This window comes from Sphingopyxis lindanitolerans (assembly GCF_002993885.1).
Lineage (GTDB): Bacteria > Pseudomonadota > Alphaproteobacteria > Sphingomonadales > Sphingomonadaceae > Sphingopyxis > Sphingopyxis lindanitolerans.
This window is the reverse complement of sequence record NZ_CM009578.1, coordinates 4,054,316-4,074,634: the sequence shown is the minus strand read 5'-3', so window position 1 is coordinate 4,074,634 and position 20,319 is coordinate 4,054,316. Positions and strand designations below refer to the sequence as shown.

Annotated in this window: 19 protein-coding genes; 8 read left to right on the top strand and 11 right to left on the bottom strand. The window is 65.8% G+C overall.

All coding sequences use genetic code 11. The features are described 5' to 3' along the window. Nucleotides 1–84 precede the first annotated feature (84 nt). Nucleotides 85–3,864, bottom strand: coding sequence for a hypothetical protein (locus CVO77_RS21360; protein WP_158258136.1), 3,780 nt, complete (start codon nt 3,862–3,864; stop codon nt 85–87). Nucleotides 3,865–4,035: 171 nt separating this feature from the next. Here CVO77_RS21360 and CVO77_RS19255 point away from each other — a divergent pair, with 171 nt between their 5' ends. After that, entirely contained in the window at nt 4,036–5,001 is a 966-nt protein-coding gene (locus tag CVO77_RS19255) for a helix-turn-helix domain-containing protein (protein WP_146130912.1), read from the top strand. Nucleotides 5,002–5,407: 406 nt separating this feature from the next. Here CVO77_RS19255 and CVO77_RS19250 read toward each other — a convergent pair whose 3' ends face one another. Together CVO77_RS19250 and CVO77_RS19245 are read right to left on the bottom strand one after the other, a co-directional pair. Continuing rightward, entirely contained in the window at nt 5,408–6,013 is a 606-nt protein-coding gene (locus tag CVO77_RS19250; RefSeq protein ID WP_106000458.1) for a heme-binding beta-barrel domain-containing protein, read from the bottom strand. 219 nt (nt 6,014–6,232) lie between these two features. Then, nucleotides 6,233–6,859, bottom strand: coding sequence for a Yip1 family protein (locus CVO77_RS19245; RefSeq protein ID WP_106000457.1), 627 nt, complete (start codon nt 6,857–6,859; stop codon nt 6,233–6,235). A gap of 185 nt (nt 6,860–7,044) precedes the next feature. Between CVO77_RS19245 and hspQ the strand changes: the two genes are divergently transcribed. After that, nucleotides 7,045–7,431 carry a heat shock protein HspQ gene (hspQ, locus tag CVO77_RS19240; protein ID WP_106000456.1) on the top strand — a complete coding sequence of 129 codons (387 nt, stop codon included), beginning with the start codon at nt 7,045–7,047 and terminating at the stop codon, nt 7,429–7,431. 139 nt (nt 7,432–7,570) lie between these two features. On the opposite strand, the gene CVO77_RS19235 is transcribed toward hspQ, so the two are convergent. Continuing rightward, a complete protein-coding gene (locus CVO77_RS19235) occupies nt 7,571–8,443 on the bottom strand; it encodes an ABC transporter permease (protein WP_106000455.1) in 873 nt (290 codons plus the stop codon). Between the two features lie 111 nt (nt 8,444–8,554). On the opposite strand from CVO77_RS19235, the gene CVO77_RS19230 reads away from it, so the two are divergent. Next, a complete protein-coding gene (locus tag CVO77_RS19230; protein ID WP_106000454.1) occupies nt 8,555–9,244 on the top strand; it encodes a GcrA family cell cycle regulator in 690 nt (229 codons plus the stop codon). Continuing rightward, on the top strand, nt 9,241–9,645 hold the full coding sequence (locus tag CVO77_RS19225) for a PaaI family thioesterase (protein WP_106000453.1): 405 nt from the start codon (nt 9,241–9,243) through the stop codon (nt 9,643–9,645). The genes CVO77_RS19230 and CVO77_RS19225 overlap by 4 nt, the downstream gene beginning before the upstream one ends. A gap of 57 nt (nt 9,646–9,702) precedes the next feature. On the opposite strand, the gene CVO77_RS19220 is transcribed toward CVO77_RS19225, so the two are convergent. Then, nucleotides 9,703–10,551: an outer membrane protein gene (locus tag CVO77_RS19220; RefSeq protein ID WP_106000452.1), complete on the bottom strand. Its 849-nt coding sequence runs from the start codon at nt 10,549–10,551 to the stop codon at nt 9,703–9,705. Nucleotides 10,552–10,722: 171 nt separating this feature from the next. Here CVO77_RS19220 and parE point away from each other — a divergent pair, with 171 nt between their 5' ends. The 4 genes from parE (at nt 10,723) to CVO77_RS19200 (ending at nt 15,202) form a co-directional block, all read left to right on the top strand. Continuing rightward, nucleotides 10,723–12,702 carry a DNA topoisomerase IV subunit B gene (gene parE, locus CVO77_RS19215; RefSeq protein WP_106000957.1) on the top strand — a complete coding sequence of 660 codons (1,980 nt, stop codon included), beginning with the start codon at nt 10,723–10,725 and terminating at the stop codon, nt 12,700–12,702. A gap of 81 nt (nt 12,703–12,783) precedes the next feature. Continuing rightward, complete coding sequence (locus CVO77_RS19210; protein ID WP_158258135.1) at nt 12,784–13,302, top strand: RNA polymerase sigma factor; 519 nt, start codon at nt 12,784–12,786, stop codon at nt 13,300–13,302. Next, on the top strand, nt 13,299–13,889 hold the full coding sequence (locus tag CVO77_RS19205; RefSeq protein ID WP_106000450.1) for a hypothetical protein: 591 nt from the start codon (nt 13,299–13,301) through the stop codon (nt 13,887–13,889). The genes CVO77_RS19210 and CVO77_RS19205 overlap by 4 nt, the downstream gene beginning before the upstream one ends. After that, nucleotides 13,886–15,202 carry a serine hydrolase gene (locus CVO77_RS19200; protein WP_106000449.1) on the top strand — a complete coding sequence of 439 codons (1,317 nt, stop codon included), beginning with the start codon at nt 13,886–13,888 and terminating at the stop codon, nt 15,200–15,202. The genes CVO77_RS19205 and CVO77_RS19200 overlap by 4 nt, the downstream gene beginning before the upstream one ends. Nucleotides 15,203–15,304: 102 nt before the next feature. Here the strand turns inward: CVO77_RS19200 and CVO77_RS19195 are convergent, their stop codons facing one another. The 6 genes from CVO77_RS19195 to CVO77_RS19170 all read right to left on the bottom strand — a co-directional run bounded on the left by CVO77_RS19195 (nt 15,305) and on the right by CVO77_RS19170 (nt 20,253). Beyond that, nucleotides 15,305–16,099, bottom strand: coding sequence for a LysR family transcriptional regulator (locus CVO77_RS19195; protein ID WP_106000448.1), 795 nt, complete (start codon nt 16,097–16,099; stop codon nt 15,305–15,307). Then, a complete protein-coding gene (gene apaG / locus CVO77_RS19190; RefSeq protein WP_106000447.1) occupies nt 16,096–16,497 on the bottom strand; it encodes a Co2+/Mg2+ efflux protein ApaG in 402 nt (133 codons plus the stop codon). The genes CVO77_RS19195 and apaG overlap by 4 nt, the downstream gene beginning before the upstream one ends. A 17-nt stretch (nt 16,498–16,514) precedes the next feature. Next, nucleotides 16,515–17,723 (bottom strand): trans-sulfuration enzyme family protein, encoded by a 1,209-nt coding sequence (locus tag CVO77_RS19185; protein WP_106000446.1) that lies wholly within the window; start codon nt 17,721–17,723, stop codon nt 16,515–16,517. 160 nt (nt 17,724–17,883) lie between these two features. Next, entirely contained in the window at nt 17,884–18,975 is a 1,092-nt protein-coding gene (gene leuB, locus CVO77_RS19180) for a 3-isopropylmalate dehydrogenase (protein ID WP_420822522.1), read from the bottom strand. A 145-nt stretch (nt 18,976–19,120) separates the two neighbouring features. Further along, nucleotides 19,121–19,873, bottom strand: a complete 753-nt coding sequence (gene recO, locus CVO77_RS19175; RefSeq protein ID WP_106000444.1) for a DNA repair protein RecO — start codon at nt 19,871–19,873, stop codon at nt 19,121–19,123. Further along, a complete protein-coding gene (locus CVO77_RS19170) occupies nt 19,861–20,253 on the bottom strand; it encodes a PaaI family thioesterase (protein WP_106000443.1) in 393 nt (130 codons plus the stop codon). Before CVO77_RS19170 ends, recO begins: the two co-directional genes overlap by 13 nt. Nucleotides 20,254–20,319: the final 66 nt, after the last annotated feature.

The following is a 20,319-nucleotide window of genomic DNA, read 5'->3' as shown; positions in this document are numbered from 1 at the left end:
GGCTCCGGGTTTTCAGCAACAGCGACGAGGCATTGTCCTGCGCCCCCAATCTTGGCCCCGTACGAACAGATGGTTGACCGCGCGTCATTGACCCAAAACATTCCTCCGGTCTCGTGCGGGTCGAAACCGGAGAGATGCGGTCAAAAGCCGAAGGCCACGCCCACGCGGCCGCCGGTCGATCCCTTGACGGTAGAGCCTGCAATACCTCCGCTGGCATAGACACGTGGCGTCAGGCGAACGACGGCGGCGCCCGAAAAACCCTGTTTGCCGCGATAGGTCGCGAGGTTGAACGAGACGGAGACGGTGCTGTCGGGGACGATCATCGTTCCGCCCATCGCCATCGCCGTCGCGATCCCGCCGTTTGCCTGCCGCGCATGCCCTTCGAGCACGACCGTCCGCGCATGGAGCGCCGCCGATTGCTGTTCGAGCAGGTCGACCCGTCCGCCGAGCCCGCCCAGTTCCGCGATGTCGACCGATATTGCCCGCAGCATCGGTCGTCAGCAGATGCAGCGCCCCGCTCTGCACCGCGTTGCTGGCGGAGGAAGTGACCCCGGCGAGCGTATAGCTGCTCGCCGAATTGCCGAGCGCCACCTGGTTCCCGCGCTCCGCAACCGCCCCGTCACCGATCGCCACGGCGCCGTCGCCGGTCGCGTTGCTGCCGTTGCCAAGCGCAATCGCGCCATTGCCCGCAGCGACATTGAGATTGCCGATGGCGAGCGCGCCCGTTCCGGTCGCGCTGTTGTCGGCGCCCACCGCGACGGCGCCGGCGCCGGTCGCCAGATTGGGATCGCCGATCGCCACTGCACCATTGCCCGAGGCGACATTGCCCAGTCCGATGGCCACGGCCGCGCCGTCCACCGCCTGCGCGTCCGTGCCGATGGCAATCGCGTCGTCGCTCCCGGCGCTGGCGCCGGCGCCCAGCGAAATCGCATTCACGCCCGCAGCACCGCCCGTCCCGTCGAATCCCAGAACATCGACCCGGGCCATGGCCTGGTCGGCGGTCGTTTGCGCCGACGGCGCTTCGGTGCGTGCGGTGTCGGCGGTCTGCTGGGCCATCACCACCGCCGTGCCATTGCTCCGGCTGTTGGCGAGCGCCTGATCGGCGGTGTTCTGCGCCCCCGCCGCATCGGTAAGCGCCATATCCGCCGTGCCTTGCGCCGTTGCCGCATCGGCGAGCGCGGTGTCCGCCGTACCCTGCGCCGCCGCCGCCTCGGTGCGTGCCTTGTCGGCGATGTCTTGCGCCGTTGCTGCATTGGCCAGTGCCGTATCCGCTGTGCCTTGCGCCGTTGCCGCGTCGGAAAGCGCCGTATTGGCGGTATCCTGCGCCGTCTGGGCGTTCTGGATAGCGGTGTCGGCGATCGTCTGGGCGCCGCCAGCCACCATCAGCGCCTGGTCGGCGGTGCCCTGCGCACCGCCCGCCGCGGTCAGCGCCGTATCGGCGGTATTCTGCGCGGTTGCAGCATTGGCAAGCGCGGCGTCGGCGGCCGCGCGAACCACATCAAGCTGGCCCACGGTCACGGCGTCCGCCGCCTGCGTTCCGTCGGCGACGTTGACGATCCGCCGTTCGCTTCCGGCGGCGCCCACCGAAACGGTGTTCGCCTGAGTGGCGACCGATCCCTGCCCCAGCGCTACCGAGCCGTCGAAATTGGCTTGGGCGTTGGCGCCGAGCGCGGTGCCTCTGTTGGAATTGGCCTGGCTGTTGGCGCCGAACGCCACCGAATCGGATCGCACCGCCGCTCTCGGCGAAGAGTCCGGCACGCCGGCCTGGCTGCCGAAACCGACGGCGGTGTTCCGTTGGCCGACCGAGCCGACACGGCCATCCGCACTTGCCTCGATTGTGGGTATACTCGCAATCCCGCTCGCGGCGGTGCCATAGGTGACCCGCACATCGGTCACGGCACGGGGCCCGATAGCGACCGAGCCGACACCTAGGGTTATGGCGGTATCGCCGATCGCTACCCCGCCGTTCGCCACATCGGCACCTGTGTAGACGCCGCTGTGGCTGTTGTGGCCAAGCGCAATCGCGCCGATGCCGGTGGCACTGTTATTAAAGCCGGAAGCGATCGCCCCCTCGCCGATCGCGCCATTGAAACTCCCTTGGGCGACCGCGCCGGTGCGACTGGCGGTGTTGTTGTCGCCCATCGCGACCCCTCCCGCTTCGTCGGCGAAATTGCTGTTGCCGATCACAACCGTGCCAACCCCGGTCGCGGTGCCATCGATGCCCAGGGCTACCGCACCGGTGCCGGTCGCGACATTGGGATCGCCGATCGCGACCGCGCCATTGCCCGAGGCGACATTGCCGAGGCCGATCGCGACGGCAGCCCCATTTTGAGCCGTCGCGCCGGTGCCGATGGCGATGGCGTCGCCCGATGAGGACTCCGCGCCGCTGCCGAGCGCTATGGCGTTTTGGCCCGACGCGGTGGCGAGGGTGCCGTCCGACCCGATTTGCAACAGGTCGATGCGCTCCGCGACGGTGTTCAGCTGGTCAAGGTTGACCGCGTCATTCCCCTCCGTGCCCTTGGCGACATGGACGATCTGGCGCGGCGTGTCGGCCGATCCGACCGATACCGCATGGTCCCGGTCTCCAACCGCCTCGAAACCGATCGCCGTGGCGCCCTTTGCGATCGCAGCCGCACCCACGCCGAATGCGGCGCTATATTGGCCCGTCGCGATAACGCCGTTGCCGACCGCGACCGCCGACTCGCCCGTCGCAATCGTCGTTTCCCCGGGCTCGAAACCGGCAACCAGGTCGATCGGCGTGTTGTTCCGGTTGTCGTCATACCAGCCGCCGATGGCAAGGCTGCCATCGCCGGTCGCAGCAGCCCCAAAGCCCATCGCCGAGCTGTTCAACGCGGATGCCGCCGAACTAAATCCAAACGCGTTGCTTAAGGTTCCGCTCGCTATGTTCAGCCGCCCGAAGGCATTGCTGGCTTCGCCGCTTGCCGTATTCTGGTATCCGAACGCACTACCGCCATCGCTGAGGACATTGTTCCGGTAACCAACAGCAGAGCCCCCGACCCCGGTCACGAGGTTCTGGTAACCGATCGCACTGGCCAGTCCGCTCGTAATCTTGTTGTCCTTGCCAAACGCATTGGATGCACCCGAGATAAAGCTGCCTTCGATGACCTGATTATTGATCCCCACCGCGACGCTGCGTTCGACGGTGACCTTGTTGTTGACGCCGAATGACGAGCTGGCTTCGCCATCGACCATATTGCTCGATCCGACCGCAACAGCCAGGTCGCCGTTGGCCGAATTGCGTGTTCCGACCGCGGAACTATATTGGCCTGAGGCGGTGTTGCCTGTGCCGATGGCGGTGCTGTCATTGCCGGTGGCGGCGCTCGATGTGCCGATCGCGGTGGCGCGGAGCGCGGTGGCGGTGGTGGCGCCCGTTCCGCAGGCCAGCGAGTCATCGACGGTCGCGGAGCTGGCGGCGAACAGCTTCGGCGCAAAATCGAGGATGGGGCCGGGACCGCCGCCACCCGGCGGGGGTGTCGGCGTGGGCGTCGGTGTTGGGGCGGGTGTCGCAGCGGGCAACAGGATACGGCAATCTGCCGGATCGGTGCTGACGCTCGTCGGCGTTGGCGTCGGCGCCGGGCATATGTCGCCGACGACGAGGAGCTCACCGTTGCAGGTGGCGAAATCCTCGGGCCTGATATCGGGCACCTGCAAGTCACGCGCTGCACCTGCCGCATCCTCCGCCAGTTGCTTTTCCAGTTCCAACCCGCTTTGAGCTTGAGCGATCGAGGGCGCAGCCAGCAAGCCGACGGCAAGCGCGCTCGCCGCACATCTGCGAAGCAAGGTTGCGCGCGTGTCGGCCTTCAGCCCGGCCGACCGCTCGATTGCCGTTACCATGATGGTCATATCGCCCCCTCTTGTCCGCGCTCTCGCCTCAAGGCGCGCCTGGAACGACCCCATGCCATCACATGAAGCAAATGGGTTAGGCGGGCTGTCTCACCCTTTGGGCCGCGCGTCTCTCGATCGATTGACCCGCCCGGCGAACGACGTTAGCCTTCCGCACCAAAGGGATGGTAAGTGGGGGAAAGCCGCTCGCACTGGCACGGGACGCGCTTCATGCGCGTGACGACCGAAACTGCGCGGGCCGACGAACGCTTCGATTTCTGGCATTCCTTGTTTCCGCGCATCGAGATGCGGCACACCGCGCGCGATGACGGCTATGGCGCCGCGGCGCTGACCTGCGCGGGCGACGACGGCATCGCCTTCACCGACCTTGTCTGCGCGCCCACCGCGTCGCGCTTTTTCGATGGCCGGGTCGACGATATGCAGCTCTGCGCCGTCGTGGAGGGGCAGTTCGGCGTCGCCCACGGACAGGACGAACGCGAATGGCTCGGCCCTGGCTCGGGACTCCACCTGCTCGATTGCCATCGGCCCGCGCAGACCCACTCCGAAACCAGCTATCGCGCCTATCACATCACGCTGCCGCGTGCCGCGGTCTATCGCGCGATGGGCAGCGATCCGATCGCCGGGACCGGCGCGCTGCGCAGCCTGCCCGACACACCGCTCGCCTTGCTGCTCAAGGATCAACTCGGCGCGCTCGCCCGTCATGGCCCGAACGTGAATCCCGCCGAGGCGGCCGCGGCGATGACGCTGCTCAGCGGCCTCACCCTCACTTACCTCCAGGGCTTCAACACCGCCGCCCCACGCGCAGGAAAGCGCCTTGGCGAAACCCATTTCGCCAGCGCCTGTCGGCTGATCGAGGCGAGGCGCGACGATGCAGGTCTGACGGCCGACGCCGTCGCGCGGGCGATCGGCTGCTCGCGGGCCAGCCTCTATCGGCTGTTCGAACAGCGTGGTCTTTCGGTCGCGGAACATATTCGCGCCGTCCGACTCAATCACGGCCGTGTGCTGCTACGCGAGCCCCGGCTCGGCATTGGGGATATCGCTCTGCGCTGCGGCTACGACGATCTGTCTGCTTTCGGCAAGGCGTTCCGCCGCCGCTTCGGAATGTCTCCGCGGGATTGGCGGATGACGCTGAGTTAACGCGGGGGAAGAACGGACCGTACGGAACAGCGAACCAAATGGAATATGACGTCGTGCGGAAGCATGGTTCCGCCTTCTATGCTCGGTACTCAATCAGCTTGCGGATGAAGGCGTGAGCTGATTCAATGTTTCTACTGAAGCGGAGGCATCGCTCGGCATGGGGAGGGCCTTCATCCAAGGCGTCGGCACGTCGCGCGGCGGCCCCACCAGCAATGTCCACGGACTGACCGACGCGGCCGGACGCCCGCGTATCTTGATATATCGAACGGCAATACTTCCGACATGACGAGGGCGCCCGCACTGATCGAAGCCGCACGCGACCGACCACCCGAAAAAGCCCAGGTTTCCCAGGGCTTTTCGAGGTAATTCGAACGCACGTCCGCCTTCCGCGAGGTCGGTTCTTCGATCAGCCGTTTTCGGCGCTCGGGTGATAGCGTTTGACGCGGCGCAGGGTATTCCGGTCGGTATGGTGCATTTCCGCGCCCGTGGCGGCAAGCTTCAGCATCAAATCCGACGTATAGCTGAACGTGCCGTCGTCGTTGATCGTGAAACTGCTTTTGAAGTCGCGAATCTCGGCGCGTTCGAGCAGATATTTATTCTGCAATATGCCGTAACAGGGTTCGCCCGGCCTGGCATCGAAGGTCAGAATCTTGTCGTCCGGCCTGGCGCTGCTTCCCGCGAGGATCGCGATGCCGCGTCCGAACACCACCGTTCGCATGACTTCGCCATGGACCTTGTCCCACAGCAGGAAACCGATTTCGTCGTGGAAGGGGTCCATGGCTTCCTCGCCATGGCGCCATGCGGTCATGCTGTAGTTCAGACCCCACAAGGTCTGCTGGCCATTTTCCTGCATCGGGATCGGCTTGAACGACGCCTTTTCGAAATAGGTGGTCTCGGTCGTCCAGTCGTCCTTGTTGTGATAGGAAAGATCGACCCCGACATCCCCCTCCCATTCCCCGACAAGCGGCGTCAACGGGCCCAGTTTACGCGAATAGGCGATATCGTTCGGCACGGCGCTTTTCTCCCTGTCTCGTCTACGACAAGCAATGCTAACATCCGGGCGCGCGCGACAACCAACAAAAGATTTTCAACCCTGTAACCACTTTCTTGCATGGGTTACGAAGGCTGATCGCGCGTCCGGATGCCCGCCGTCAGGGCTGCAGCCGTGGCAGAAAAAGGCGGCCATCGATGCGCCGCCCCGATACGCGACCGGGGCGGCGGACGGTGCCTGTCAGCGGATGGTGACGAACGAGGGAGCGGCGACGGCCGCGACGACCGCGCCGATGACCAGGAACAGCAGGATCGCGACGATGATCACGACGACGGTATAGCCGAGCGCCTTGTCCTGCGGCGCCTTCATCAGGATCGGCAGGCCCAGGAAAAGAATATAGAGGCCATAGAGGGCGAAGAGCATCCCGATGAGCGCGAGCGCCGGGATCAACCCGAAGATGCCGCCCACCCAGCCGGCGGTTCCGGCATAGGCCGCGACCTTCAGCGCCTGGACCTGGTCCTTCTGCCCGCCGAAGCTGGGCGCCAGGCCGTCGATGACGAGCGCGAGAAGGAACACGCTTGCGAGCGTCAGGCCATAGGACAGCACCGCCGACACGAGCGCCCCGGCCAACGGTGGATGGTAGGTGACTCCAAGGATCGTGATCCCGAAGACCTGGCCGCCGATGAACCCCGCCAGCGGGCCGATCGCGGCCAGCAGCAGCACATAGGGCATATAGATGGATTGCGTCGTCGCCGGCTCGGCCGCGATGACGGGCCAGGTCTCCTTGGGTTTCAGAAGAATATCCTTCGCCCGCTGGAGAATGCCCGATGCGACGGGCGGAAGAGGGTTTGAAGGTGCGTCGGTCATGGCAATGCGTCTCCCTAGATCCAGGCGGCCCGCGTTTCCGTTCCGGTCACGAAAGGCCGAATGAGCATGCTAGCCCCGTTGGCCAGCGCATCTGTTACTTCGATCACAGCCCGGATTTGGCTTGCCGTGGTCGAGGGGGAGTGTAACGGACTTGAAACGGGCGTAAATAGCCATAGATTGAGAATATGACGTCAGAGAGCTTCCCCGAATTCCGTGACCGGGCCCTGCGCCACGGCGCCGCGCCGCTGATCGAACGCGCGCGCTTCGCGCCGGGCGATATCGTGCGTCACCGCATGTTCGACTTTCGCGGGGTCGTCTTCGACGTCGACCCGACCTTCGCGAACAGCGACGAATGGTATGAAGCGATTCCCGAGGCGATCCGCCCGGCCAAGGAACAGCCCTATTACCACCTGCTCGCCGAAAGCGAGGATTCGGCCTACATCGCCTATGTCAGCCAGCAGAATCTGGTGAACGACACCGAGCATGGGCCGGTCGATCATCCGCAGATCGAGGCGATGTTCGACGGGCTGGTGAAGGGGCGCTACCGCGTCCGCCCGATCCACCGTCACTAAAGTCGGTTTCCTTTACACGGAAACCGAGCGGCACCGGCCCGCTCTCCCACCCGGCCTCCCATAGGTTACTATCGTCAAGGAGGCCGGGTGGGGGAGCGGGCCGGTGCCGCTTCCACGTCAGTGAAACGAGAGTCCGGCTTCAGGCCTTCAGCTTCCACCCCGAAGCGAGCAGGCGATAGGTCAGCACGCCGAGCACGACATTGACCGCGATCAGGGCCAGCGCGGCGGTCAGCACCGGGTGGGCGATCGTCGAATCGACGGTGCCGATGAAGCCATAGCGAAACCCCATGATCGCGTAATAGACGGGGTTACCGTGCGCGACGCCCTGGAACCAGGGGGCGAGCCGGTCGACCGAATAGAAGGTGCCCGAAAGCAGCGCGAGCGGCGTCACGACGAAATTGGTGACCGCGGCGGCATGATCGAACTTTTCGGCCCAGATCGAGGTGATGAGGCCGAGGAAGCTCAGCATCATCGCGCCGAGCAGGCCGAACAGCACGACCGCCCACAGATGGTCGGGGCCGACATGGACGCCGGGCCACAACAGCATCGCGACCCACAGCGCCAGCCCGACGAGCACCGCGCGCGTGATCGCGGCGCCGATCAGTGCGATGATCAACTCGCCGACCGCCAGCGGCGGCATCAGATAATCGACGATCGTGCCCTGGATCTTGCCGACGAGCAGCGAAAAGCTGGAATTGGCGAAACTATTCTGCAGCATCGCCATCATGATCAGGCCGGGCGCGACGAAGTCGGCGAAGGGAACGCCGATGACCGTACGCCCCGCCCCGCCGAGCGCGACGGTGAAGATGACGAGAAACAGCAGCGTCGTGACCGCCGGGGCCCAGATTGTTTGAAGCTGGACCTTGAAAAAGCGCCGCACCTCCTTGACATATAGGGCCTGCATCGCCGGAACGTTGAGCGTCCGGATTTGCGGGACACCGGGTTCGGCGAAAGCCGGGACCGCGGCGGAATTGGCCGAGTCGGGATGCGAAATTTGGGGCTGGTCGTTCATGGCGTTCTCGCCTATCGCCTCCCCGATCTTACCGCAAGCTGGGCAGTGACGGCGCCGGTCCCTCGGGATCGCCGACTGGCGAGCAGCGTGGAATGAGCAAGGAACGAACGAATGTCATGGACCGATGAGCGCATCGAGCAACTGCGCAACATGTGGGAAAAGGGCCTGACCGCCAGTCAGATCGCCGACGAGCTGGGCGGCGTCAGCCGCAACGCGGTGATCGGCAAGGCGCATCGCCTGGGCCTGAAATCCCGCCCGTCGCCGGTAAAGGCGACCGAAAAGGTGGCGAAGGCTCCCAAACCGGTCGCGCCGAAACCGATCGCGCCCGCAGCCGCCCCGCGCGCGGCGGCGCCCGCTTTCTCGCGCCCGGCCGCCCCGCCGAGGACCGAGGCGAAGCCGGTGGCCGAACCGCGTCCCGCGACTGAAGCCGACGCCGCCGATGCGCCGCCGCCGAAGCCCGACACGCCGCGGATCGTGTCGATCGGCCCCGGCGGCTTTATCCGGCAAGGCCCGGGCGACCAGCAGGCGCCGATCCCGCCCGCGCCGCCGCGCCGGCTGGTGCCCGCGAAGCCCAGCCCCGAGATCGCCGGCAAGACGAGCCTGCTTGACCTCAACGACCGCATCTGCCGCTGGCCGATGGGGCATCCGGGCGAGCCCGACTTTCATTTTTGCGGCGTGGCGGTGAATCCGGGCTTTCCCTATTGCGTCGAGCATTGCGGCCGCGCCTATCAGGCGCAACTGCCGCGCGGCACGCGGCGTCCGCCCCCGCCCCCGCCCTTTGGTGGGCCGCGCGTCCGTTGAGAGGTTTTGAGCAGGATTTCCAGTTCGCGCGCGCGCTCGGCCTTCAGATGGTCGAGCGCGGCGACGGTCGCTGCGAGATGGCGATCGATATCGTTCGGGATCGTCATTTCAATCCGCAAGGCGCCGCTCATGGCGGGGTCGCCTATTCGCTTGCCGACACGGCGATGGGCGGCGCGCTGACCAGCCTGCTGCCCGACGATCAATGGTGCGCGACGCTGGAAATCAAGTTCAACTATCATGTCCGCATCACCGAAGGCCTGCTGACCTGCGAAGCCGAGGTTTTGCATCGGGGCAAGCGCGTCGCCAATATCGACGCACGCCTGTATCAGGAAGGGCGGCTCGTCGGCAGCGCGAACGGCAATTTCGCGATCATTCCGGCCGCCGGTCAGCGCCAAGCCTGAACGAAGAAAGGCGCCGGACCCTTCGGCCCGGCGCCTCCCTGCCCGCTTCCCAAGAGGTCAGAAGCGGAAGCTCAATGTTCCGCGCACGCTATGGGTGCGGAAATGCGGATCGCTGCGCTGGATGTCGGTCCCGCCGCCGTTCAACAGGAACGGATTGGTCGCGGGATTGGCGGTTCCCGCCCCGACGTTCACGACATAATCCTTGTCCTTGAGATCGGTGTAGAGATATTCGAGACCTACCCCGATCCTGTTGGTGACCATGATCTCGGCGCCGCCACCCGCGGCATAGCCCCAGCCGTTGGTCTTGCCATTGTCGGCGAAGCTGTTGGCGGTGTTGGTCGTGACGAAACGGTTGTCGAGCCGTGCATAGGCCGGACCGCCCGTCACATAAAAGAGCGCGCCGCCGCCGGGCGTATAACCCGCGCGCAGCCGTGCGCTCGCCTGCCAGTCGGCTTCGCGGCTCAGCGTGTAGGCGGCGGGCGTGGTCGAAAAGCCGCTGACGCTGTCGCGGGCCTCGCTGCGGCCGCCCTCGACCAGCGCGCCGATGACGATATTGCCCATGCGCCGGTCATAGCCGAGCCGCCCGAAATATTCGGGGCCGTCCTTGTCGTTGCGGCAGCCGACATTGGCCGTGCCGGTCGCGGCGCCGTTGCAGAAACCGGGCGCGAACGCATCGGTCCCGCCGACCGTCTTGACCGGGTCGCCATAGCTGCCGTCGCGATCGGTATCGAAGACGAGAGTCTCGCCGCGATCGCTGCCTTGCAAGGTGCCGCCGCCGCCGATCGAGACATAGGGGCCGTTGAAGTCCCGCGCCGTATCGCGGCCGCCGCCCGACGCATCTTGCGCCGCTGCGGGAACCGTGAACAGAGTGGCTGCCGAAGCAGCGAGGAGAGCTGCGAATTTCATGTTATTTCTCCACTTTTTGAACGACTTTACAGTCTGCGGACCAACCCGCTGGAGGAGCCGGGGTTTCGTCCTTGTGCCGAAAACGGGACGAGCCGAGCCGTGCTCTGTGCTGCCGCGTTGGCGCAAAGACCGCGCTTGCCAGCGGCCTTCGCTGCCTCCTATATCCAGGGCATGAGTCACGATTTGTTCGACAGCAAACAGTCCGCCACCGAAAGCTACGACGCCTCGCAGATCGAGGTGCTCGAAGGGCTGGAACCGGTGCGCCGCCGACCCGGCATGTATATCGGCGGCACCGATGAGCGCGCGCTCCACCACCTCGCCGCCGAGGTCATCGACAACAGCATGGATGAGGCGGTCGCGGGCCATGCGACACGGATCGAGATCGAACTCGACGTCGGCAATCGCCTGACCGTCATCGACAACGGGCGCGGCATGCCCGTCGATCCGCACCCGAAATTTCCTGGCAAGTCCGCGCTCGAAGTCATCATGACCATGCTCCATTCGGGGGGCAAGTTCGAGGGCAAGGCCTATGCGACCTCGGGCGGTCTCCACGGCGTCGGTGTCAGCGTCGTCAATGCCCTGTCGATTGAAACCGTCATCGAAGTTGCGCGCTCCAAGCAATTGTATCGGCAGATTTTTTCTCAAGGCGCGCCGCAGGGCCCGCTCGAAGAACTGGGCCCGACGCCGAACCGGCGCGGCACCAGCGTCGCCTTCATTCCTGATCCCGCGATTTTCGGCGAGCACGGCCGCTTTCGCCCACAGCGCCTCTATCGCATGGCGCGCTCGAAAGCTTATCTGTTCGCGGGGGTCGAAATCCGCTGGAAATGCGCCGCCGAACTGATCGGTGACGACACTCCGACCGAAGCGGTGTTCCAGTTTCCCGGCGGGCTGGCCGACCATCTGAAGGAACAGATCGGCACCCGCGAATGCGCGACGGCCGAGCCTTTTGTCGGGCGCCAGGATTTCCCCGGCGACCAGGGCCGCGCCGAATGGGCGATCGCCTGGCCCTTGTGGTCCGACGGCAGTTACAGCTGGTATTGCAACACCATCCCCACCCCTGCCGGCGGCACCCATGAGGCGGGGCTGCGCGCGGCGCTGACCAAGGGATTGCGGGCGTTCGGCGAACTGATCGGCCAGAAGAAGGCGACGCAGATCACCGCGGAAGACGTGTTCAACGGCGGCGAGATGATGCTGTCGGTCTTCATCCGCGACCCGCAGTTTCAGAGCCAGACCAAGGATCGCCTGTCGAGCCCGGAGGCCGCGCGCCTCGTCGAAAATGCGGTGCGCGACCATTTCGACCATTATCTGTCCGACAATATGGACCGCGGCCGCGCGCTGCTCGGCCTGATCCTCGAACGCATGGACGAACGGCTGAAACGCAAGGCCGAGCGCGAGGTCAAGCGCAAGACCGCGACCAGCGGACGCAAGCTTCGCCTGCCGGGAAAACTGACAGACTGTGCCAATGACGGCCCCGAAGGCACTGAATTATTTATTGTTGAAGGGGACAGCGCGGGCGGCAGCGCCAAACAGGCGCGCAACCGCAAGACGCAGGCGATCCTGCCGATCCGCGGCAAGATCCTCAATGTTGCGAGCGCCAGCGCCGACAAGATCCGCGCCAACCAGGAAATCGCCGACCTCGCGCTCGCGCTTGGCTGCGGGATGCGCAAGGATTGCGACGCCGATCGCCTGCGCTACGACAAGATCGTCATCATGACCGACGCCGACGTCGACGGGGCGCATATCGCGACCTTGCTGATGACTTTCTTCTTTCAGGAAATGCCCGATATCGTGCGGACCGGGCATGTCTATCTCGCCCAGCCGCCGCTTTACCGCCTCACCGCGGGCGCGACATCGGCCTATGCCCGCGATGACGCGCATCGCGCCGAACTGGAAGCCACGGTTTTCAAAGGCAAGAAGGTCGATGTCGGTCGCTTCAAGGGGCTCGGCGAGATGAACCCGAACCAGCTCAAGGAAACGACGATGGACCCGGCGACGCGCGCGCTGCTCAAGGTCACGCTGCCGCAGGAATATGAGGAGCGGCAAGGGGTCAAGGATCTGGTCGACCGGCTGATGGGCAAGCATCCCGAGCATCGCTTCCAGTTCATCCAGGCCAATGCCGCGACCCTCGACGAGGCAGCGATCGACGCCTGAGGATATATTTTCGCACCTCCGTCAGAAATTCGCGCCTGGTCCGACTAATCGATCATGCGACACGAAATTCCGGAGGTCGGAGTGACCGAAAGCGAACAGGACAGGCTTTTTTCCGAAGCAATGGCGCAATATGCTGGCGCGCTTGCCCGCCTCGCACGCGGTTATGAAGCCGACCCCGACCTTCGCCGCGACCTCGAACAGGAATTGCAGGTGGCGCTCTGGCAGAGCTTCGCCGGCTTCGACGGCCGCTGTTCGCTCAGCACCTGGGTGTGGCGCGTCTCGCACAATCGCGCGACGTCCTATGTCCTTGCGCGCAAGCGCCTCCGCGGCGGTGAGAGCATCGAGGCCATCGAACGGGCCGATGAGGCGCCATCGCCATCCGACCGCGCCGAACAGGATCAGGCCATGGCGCTGATCCTGTCGATCATCGACCGGCTCGATCCACCCGACCGCCAGATATTATTGCTCTATCTCGAAGGGGTCACGGGCGCCGAAATCGCCGACGTCACCGGCGTTTCGTCCGACGTCGCCGCCGCCAAGATCCACCGTTTCAAGGCCATGCTGACACGCCGCTTCGCGGCGGCAGGAGAAACCCGATGACCGATTTTCCCGACGATAAAGGCCTGCACGGCCTATGGCGGGGCGATGGCGCGACGCTTGCGCCGCTCCCACTCGACGAGGTCAAGCGCCGCGCCGCGCGGCTCGGCAACGCCGTCCGCCGCCGCAACCGGGTCGAATATATCGCCGCCGGTGTCGTCCTTCTCGCTTTTGCATTTTATGCCATCGTCCTGCCGGGAGCGCTGCTCAAGATCGGCAGCCTGCTGACCATCGCCGGTGTATTGGTCGTGGTCTGGCAACTCGCCCGCCGCACCTCACGCTCCAACCCCGGCGTCGAGGCGAGCGACGTTCGCGCCTTTTACCGCGCCCGCCTGGTTCGCGAGGAACATATGCTCGCCCGCGTCGGCCGCTGGTATCTTGCTCCGATGCTTCCCGGCCTGCTCGTTTTCATGGCGGGGCAAGCCGTCGCCGCCGGCAAGGCGACCCTGCCGGGTGTCCTGTCGTTCGCCGCCTTGCCGCTGCTGCTGTTTTTCGGCGTCTGGTTGCTCAACCAGCGCGCCGCCGTCAAACTCCGCGCCCAGATCGACCGGATCGACCGCGCGGCCGATTATCAAGGAGATCCCGAATGAAGATCGTGCGCACCGCCCTGCTCGCCGCGACGCTGGCCCTTCCCGCGCCGCTCGCGCTCGCCCACCAGCCGTCGCCCGAAACCGTTGCGCCGCAGGGCGCCACCGCTTTCGACCGCCGCGTGGCGCAGCTCGTCGATGTTATCAATGGCAACATGGCGTTCGACGCCTATTTTGCGCCCTCGTTCCAGGCCGCGGTGCCCGAAGCCCAGTTCAAGGCGATGACCGCGAGCATCACCGCCCAATATGGCCGCGCGATCACGGTCGAGGGGGCGCATTCGGCCGATGGGCGTTCGGGCAAGCTGCAACTGCGCTTTGAAAAGGGGGTTGCGACGGTGCTGCTCGATGCAGGGCCACCGCCCGACGAGCGTGTCGCGGGGCTTCGCATCACCGGCTTCACCATGGCGGACGACAGTTTTGCGCGGGTTTCGGGCGACATCGCGGCCCTGCCTGGCGTGACCGGCTTTCTGGTTGCCGAGGTCGATGGCGACGCCCTCCGCTCGATCGCCGCTTCTCATGCGGACAGGCAATTCGCGATCGGATCGGCCTTCAAACTCTATGTGCTCGACGAGCTGGCGGCGCAAATTGCCGCCGGCAAGCGCCGCTGGAACGACGTCGTCCCGCTTTCGCACCTCAGTTTCTCCTCGGCCGCGACCGCGAATTGGCCCAAGGATACGCCGGTGACGCTCCAGACGCTGGCGAACTGGATGATTTCGGTCAGCGACAATGGCGCCGCCGACACGTTGATCCACCTGCTCGGCCGCGACGCGATCGAGGCGCGGATGCGCGCGGCGGGAAACAGCGATCCGTCGCGTACCATCCCCTTTCTGACCACGGTCGAGGCTTTTGCGCTCAAGGGCAATAATTTCACCGATCTGCGCGGAAAATTCGTCGCAGGCGACGATGCGGCGCAGCGCAAGCTGATCGATGGTAACGCCGATCGGCTGGTTCTTTCCAATGTTGACGGCGTCAGCTTCACCGCGGGGCCGCGCTTTATCGACAGTCTTGAATGGTTTGCGTCGCCGGACGATATCGCGCGGCTGATGATCGACCTCAGGCAGCGCGGGTCGGAACCGGCGATGGCGGCGATGGCGATCAACAATGGCCTGGGGCCGGTGGCGGCCGAACCGTGGCGCTATCTCGGCTATAAGGGCGGGTCGGAAAATGGGGTGCTGTCGATGAGCCTGCTCGGTCAGCGCAAGGCCGATGGCAAGTGGTTCGTCGTCACCGCAAGCTGGAACAATGCCGACGCCAATGTCGACACGGTGGTGTTTTCGGGCCTCGTGACCCGCCTGCTGGCGCTGGCGGCGAAATAATCACCCTGTTCCCTCGCGAAGGCGGGGGGCCATCTCCGAACGGCGCGAGATGGAACTGGTGGGAGATGGGCCCCCGCCTTCGCGGGGACACGCGGCTTGTTACTATGCCGCCGTCAGCGCGGCCACCAGCGCCTTGACCTTTGCCTGCCGCCATTGCGGCGTCGGGGCGACGAGCCAATAGCCGCGATTGACCGGAAACGCCTCGCGCACCAGCCGGACGCGGCCCGACGCGATATCGGCCTCGGCCAGCATTGCCGGGACATTGGCCTGGCCCAGCCCGTTGGCGGCGGCGTCGATCGCAAGCCCCGCGTCGCCGAGCCGCAGCGCGGGCTCGCCGTCGGCGACCGGGCAGCCGGGCCAGGCGATCCGCGTGTCGCTTCCGGTGCCGGGGCCGGCGACGGTCACCATCGCGGGTTCGGCGAGTTGAACGCCCTCATGCTCGCCCGCGCCGTCGGTCCAGAAAATCGCGAGGTCGAGGTTCGCTTCGGTGAAATCGATCCCGCCGTCGGCCGAAACCAGCGTGAAGCGCACGTCGGGCGCCTGCTGGCTATAGCGCGCGAGCCGTGGCGCGAGCCATTTGGCGGTCAGGTCGCGCGGCGCCGCGATCGTCAGCGACTGTGACGATTGCCCCGCCTGCATCGCGCGCACCGATTCCTCGAACTGGAGGAAACCCTGTCGCAGCGCGTCGAGCCCGGCATCGGCTTCGCCGGTCAGTTCGAGGCCCTTGGGGGTGCGGCGGAACAGGACGACGCCGAGCATATCCTCGAGCGCGCGAATCTGCTGCCCTACCGCGGCGGGGGTCACCGCCAGTTCGTCGGCGGCGCGCGTGAAGCTCAGGTGCCGGGCAGCGGCATCGAAAACGCGCAGAGCGTTCAGGGGTAGATGGGTGCGCTTCATGACGCGGTCGCAGGCGCCTGGAGCGGGAATTGCGGGATCGCGATCAGCATCTGCGATCCGTCGCCCATTTCCATCGTATAGCTGCCGACCATCGATCCTTCGGGGGTCGGGAGCGGGCAGCCCGAAACATAATCGAACGCGCCGCCCGGCGAAATCAGCGGTTGTTCGCCAACGACACCCTCGCCCTCGATCTCGCTCACCTGCCCGCGGCCGTCGCTGATCCGCCAGTGGCGCGTCAGCAGCTGCGCCGCGACGTCGCCGTGATTCTCGACCCGGACATGATAGGCCCAGAACCAGCGCCCGAGCGCCGGATGCGACTGTTCGGGCAGATAGCTGACCGAGACACGCACGGTGATCGGCCCGGTGGTCGCCGCAAATGGGAAGAAGGAGTCGATCATGTCCACCTTAGCGTCGCTCAAAGCCCGACGCGGGTCAATGCCTGGTCCAGGTCGGCGATCACGTCGCGCGGGTCTTCGAGCCCGATGTTGATGCGGAGCATGCCTTCGTCGACCCCCATGTCCAGCCGCGCTTCGGGGCTGACCCCATAGTGCGTCGTCGTCCACGGATGGCAGCAGAGGCTGCGCGCGTCGCCGATATTATTGCTGATATCGACGAGTTCGAGCGCATTCAGAAACGCCATCGCCTGCGCGGCACCGCCGGCTAGGACGAAGGAAAAGATCGGCCCGCAATCGTCCATCTGGCTCTTCGCCAGATTGTGCTGCGGATGGCTCGCCAGTCCGGGGTGGAGCATGCGGGCGACGCGGCCCTCGATCGCCTTTCCGACCGCGAGGGCGTTCTCCGACTGGCGCCGCGCGCGCAGGTCGAGCGTCTCGAGCCCCTTCAGCACCACCCAGGCGTTGAAAGGCGACAGGTTCGGCCCGGTGTTGCGCTGGAACGGCAGTAGTATGTCGTTGATGAATTTTTCGGTCCCGCAGACGGCGCCGGCGAGGACGCGCCCCTGCCCTTCCATCAGCTTGGTCGCCGAATAGGCGACGACATCGGCGCCGAATTCCATCGGGCGCTGGAGCACCGCGGTCGCGAAGGCGTTGTCGACGACGCTGGTGATGCCATGCGCTCTTGCCAGCCCGCAGACATGCTTCATGTCGACGATGTCCATCGTTGGGTTCGCAGGCGTTTCGAAGAAGAAGACCTTGGTATTGGGCTTGATTGCCTTTTCCCAGGCCTCGTTATCGCGTCCATCGACGACGGTGGTCTCGATCCCGAAACGCGGGCAAAGGCTGTCGACCAGCCAGCGGCACGACCCGAAGGCGGCCTTCGCCGCGACAATATGGTCGCCCGCCGAAAGCTGGCAAAGCAAAGCGGTCGTCATCGCCGCCATGCCGGTCGCCTGGACACGGCACGCCTCGGCGCCCTCCATCAGCGCGATGCGCTCTTCGAGCATCGCGACGGTCGGGTTCTGGAGGCGCGAATAGGTCATGCCTTGTCCGTCGCCCGAAAAACGCGCCGCGACTTCCTCGGCGCTTTCATAAGTGTAGCCCGAGGTCAGGAAGAGCGCTTCGGACGTCTCGCCGTGTTCGGTGCGCCAGGTGCCGCCGCGCACCGCCTGCGTCGCGGGGTGCCAGTGGCGCGTCGTGTTGCGATCAAAACCGGTTTTCTTCTTCATCTTCTATCGTTCCGTTCCTGCCCCGATTCCCCGAGCGAAGCCGAGGGGCTCCTGCGAGCGTAGCGAGAAGATCGACCCTGCCGCCTCGGCTTCGCTCGGCATAGCCCCTCGTCTTCGCTCGGGGATGCGGAGATGGGGAGAGCGAGCGAGATCATATCTTTCAGCCATTCAGCGCCGCAACGACCGCGTCGCCAAGCGCCGCCGTGCCCATCGTTCCGCCCAGGTCGGCGCCGCGCGCACCGTCGGCCAGCACCTTCGCGACCGCGGCCTCGATCCGCGCCGCGCTCGCCTCATCGTCCCCCGAATGGCGCAGCAGCATCGCGAGCGAGAGGATCATCGCCAGCGGGTTGGCAATGCCCTTCCCCGCGATGTCAGGCGCGCTGCCGTGGATCGGTTCATACAGCCCCAGCCGGCCTTCGCTCAGCGACGCCGACGCGAGCAGCCCGATCGAGCCAACGCACATCGACGCCTGATCGGAGAGAATGTCGCCGAACAAATTGCCGGTGACGACGACGTCGAACTGGCCGGGGTTACGCACAAGCTGCATCGCGGCATTATCGACATACATGTGCGACAACGCGACGTCGGGATAGTCGGCGGCGACTTCGATCACCACGTCGCGCCACAATTGCGAGGTTTCGAGCACATTGGCCTTGTCGACCGAGCACAGGCGTTTCGCGCGGCCTTGCGCGGCGCGGAAGGCGACATGGGCGATGCGCCGCACCTCGCTTTCGCTATACGCCATGATGTCATAGCCCTCGCGCTCGCCGTTCGCGGTGGTGCGTGTGCCCTTTTCGCCGAAATAGACGTCGCCGTTGAGTTCGCGGACGATCAGCAGGTCGATCGCCGCCGCGACTTCGGGGCGAAGCGCCGAGGCGTCCTCCAGCCCCGGAAACAGTTTCGCCGGGCGCAGATTGGCGAACAGGCCGAGTTCGGACCGCAGGCCCAGGATCGCCTGCTCGGGGCGCAAATGACGTTCGACATGGTCGAAACGCGGGTCGCCAACCGCGCCGAACAGGATCGCGTCGGCCGCCCTGGCCTTGGCGAGCGTCTCGGGCGGGAGCGGATGGCCGGTGGCTTCATAGGCCGCCCCGCCGACCAGCGCGCGGTCGAGCGTCACCGGCAGCGCCAGCGCGGCAAGCAGCTTCTCGGCCTCCGTCATGATCTCGGGGCCGATACCGTCGCCAGCCAGCAGCAGGATGTTCAATTCTAGACCCCTTCGCGCATATCGTCTCGGCCGATGCGTCCGCATGGCGAGAAGATCATGTGCCCCCGCGAAGGCAGGGGCCCATCACCTACCGGCTCCGCATAAAGCCCACCGGAGATGGACTCCCGCCTTCGCGGGAGCACAGAGCTTGTCGCTCAAGGACGGGGACGCTCTAGGCAGGCCCGCCGCATCACGCAACCGCCCTCTTGAGCCGGTCGACCAATCTTTCCCTTACGATCAGCAAGTCATGGTTGCGCCCGTCGAGGACGTCGCGGTCGAGAAAATGGCCGGTCAGCGCCAGAAAATCGAGGATGTCGGTCAGGGCGGGGTCGGCCGCCGCTTCGCCCGATTTGCCGTCGCGCAGGAAGGGTGGCAGGCGGAGAAGGCGATTTTCATAACCGGCGGCCGCGGCGGCGCTGACCGCCCCGCCCGATTTCGGGCTGACATGGGTCAGGTCGCCGGACACTCCCGTCACGACGCATTCGCCAAGGTCCAGCCCAAAGCCGAGCTCGGCGAGCAGCAACAGCTCATAGCGCCCCAGCGCGAGCGCCCATTGCCGTGCCGAAGGCGCCACGCCGATCGCCTCCAGCACTGCGGCCAACGCGACATAGAGCGCCGGATAGGGCTGCGCCTCGGGCAGCGTCGCGGCGGTCAGGCTGGTCACCCAGTCGATCGCCGCGGCCGCCAGCGGCTCGGCCAGCAGCGGGGCGCGGCTCGTCAGCAGTTCGGCCGTCGCGCCGCCGAGTTGCTCCTCGGTGCGCGCGCGCAGTTCGAGCGCGATCGCATTGCCTGGCACCAGGATCGGCCGCAGCCGCCGCGAGCGGCCGCCGCGCACATAGCCCGCGACCAACCCCGCCTGCTCGGTCAGCGCGCGCAATATCGCGCCATGCTCGCCATGCGCTCGCACCGCGCAGACGATCGCATCGGCGGTCAGGACGGCCAAAGCACCATCTGCGTCTGCGTCACCAGCGCGACCTCGGCGCCCGCCTCGGTGCGGATGCGCGTCTGCCACACCGACAGCCGTTTGCCGATCTTCACCGGGGTCGCTTCTCCGACCAGCACCGATCCGACCGGACCGGCGCCGAGGAAATTGGTCTTGCTCTCGATCGTCGTCGTGCCGGTGGCTCCCTCGGGCAGCGTCAGAAAGGCGCCAACCGCGCCAAGGCAATCGGCAAACGCCATGATCGCGCCGCCATGGACGATGTTGCCCGCGGTGCAGATGTCAGCGCGCACCGGCAGCTTGCCCGCGACGCGATCCTTCGTTCCTTCATGGATGGTGACTCCCAATGTCCCAGCCAGCGGCATCATGGCGGTGAAATCCATAGTCTATCCTTCCCTTAACCCTCTCCTCTTCAGAGGAGGGGCAGCGAGACTTACGAGCTTGCTCGT

Bases quoted from the DNA above. Each gene is read 5' to 3' on its own strand.
- CVO77_RS21360 (WP_158258136.1), bottom strand. From the start codon at position 3,864: ATGACCATCATGGTAACGGCAATCGAGCGGTCGGCCGGGCTGAAGGCC.
- CVO77_RS19245 (WP_106000457.1), bottom strand. From the start codon at position 6,859: ATGACCGACGCACCTTCAAACCCTCTTCCGCCCGTCGCATCGGGCATT.
- hspQ (WP_106000456.1), top strand. From the start codon at position 7,045: ATGACGTCAGAGAGCTTCCCCGAATTCCGTGACCGGGCCCTGCGCCAC.
- CVO77_RS19235 (WP_106000455.1), bottom strand. From the start codon at position 8,443: ATGAACGACCAGCCCCAAATTTCGCATCCCGACTCGGCCAATTCCGCC.
- CVO77_RS19230 (WP_106000454.1), top strand. From the start codon at position 8,555: ATGTCATGGACCGATGAGCGCATCGAGCAACTGCGCAACATGTGGGAA.
- CVO77_RS19220 (WP_106000452.1), bottom strand. From the start codon at position 10,551: ATGAAATTCGCAGCTCTCCTCGCTGCTTCGGCAGCCACTCTGTTCACG.
- parE (WP_106000957.1), top strand. From the start codon at position 10,723: ATGAGTCACGATTTGTTCGACAGCAAACAGTCCGCCACCGAAAGCTAC.
- CVO77_RS19205 (WP_106000450.1), top strand. From the start codon at position 13,299: ATGACCGATTTTCCCGACGATAAAGGCCTGCACGGCCTATGGCGGGGC.
- CVO77_RS19200 (WP_106000449.1), top strand. From the start codon at position 13,886: ATGAAGATCGTGCGCACCGCCCTGCTCGCCGCGACGCTGGCCCTTCCC.
- CVO77_RS19195 (WP_106000448.1), bottom strand. From the start codon at position 16,099: ATGAAGCGCACCCATCTACCCCTGAACGCTCTGCGCGTTTTCGATGCC.
- apaG (WP_106000447.1), bottom strand. From the start codon at position 16,497: ATGATCGACTCCTTCTTCCCATTTGCGGCGACCACCGGGCCGATCACC.
- CVO77_RS19185 (WP_106000446.1), bottom strand. From the start codon at position 17,723: ATGAAGAAGAAAACCGGTTTTGATCGCAACACGACGCGCCACTGGCAC.
- leuB (WP_420822522.1), bottom strand. From the start codon at position 18,975: ATGCGGACGCATCGGCCGAGACGATATGCGCGAAGGGGTCTAGAATTG.
- CVO77_RS19170 (WP_106000443.1), bottom strand. From the start codon at position 20,253: ATGGATTTCACCGCCATGATGCCGCTGGCTGGGACATTGGGAGTCACC.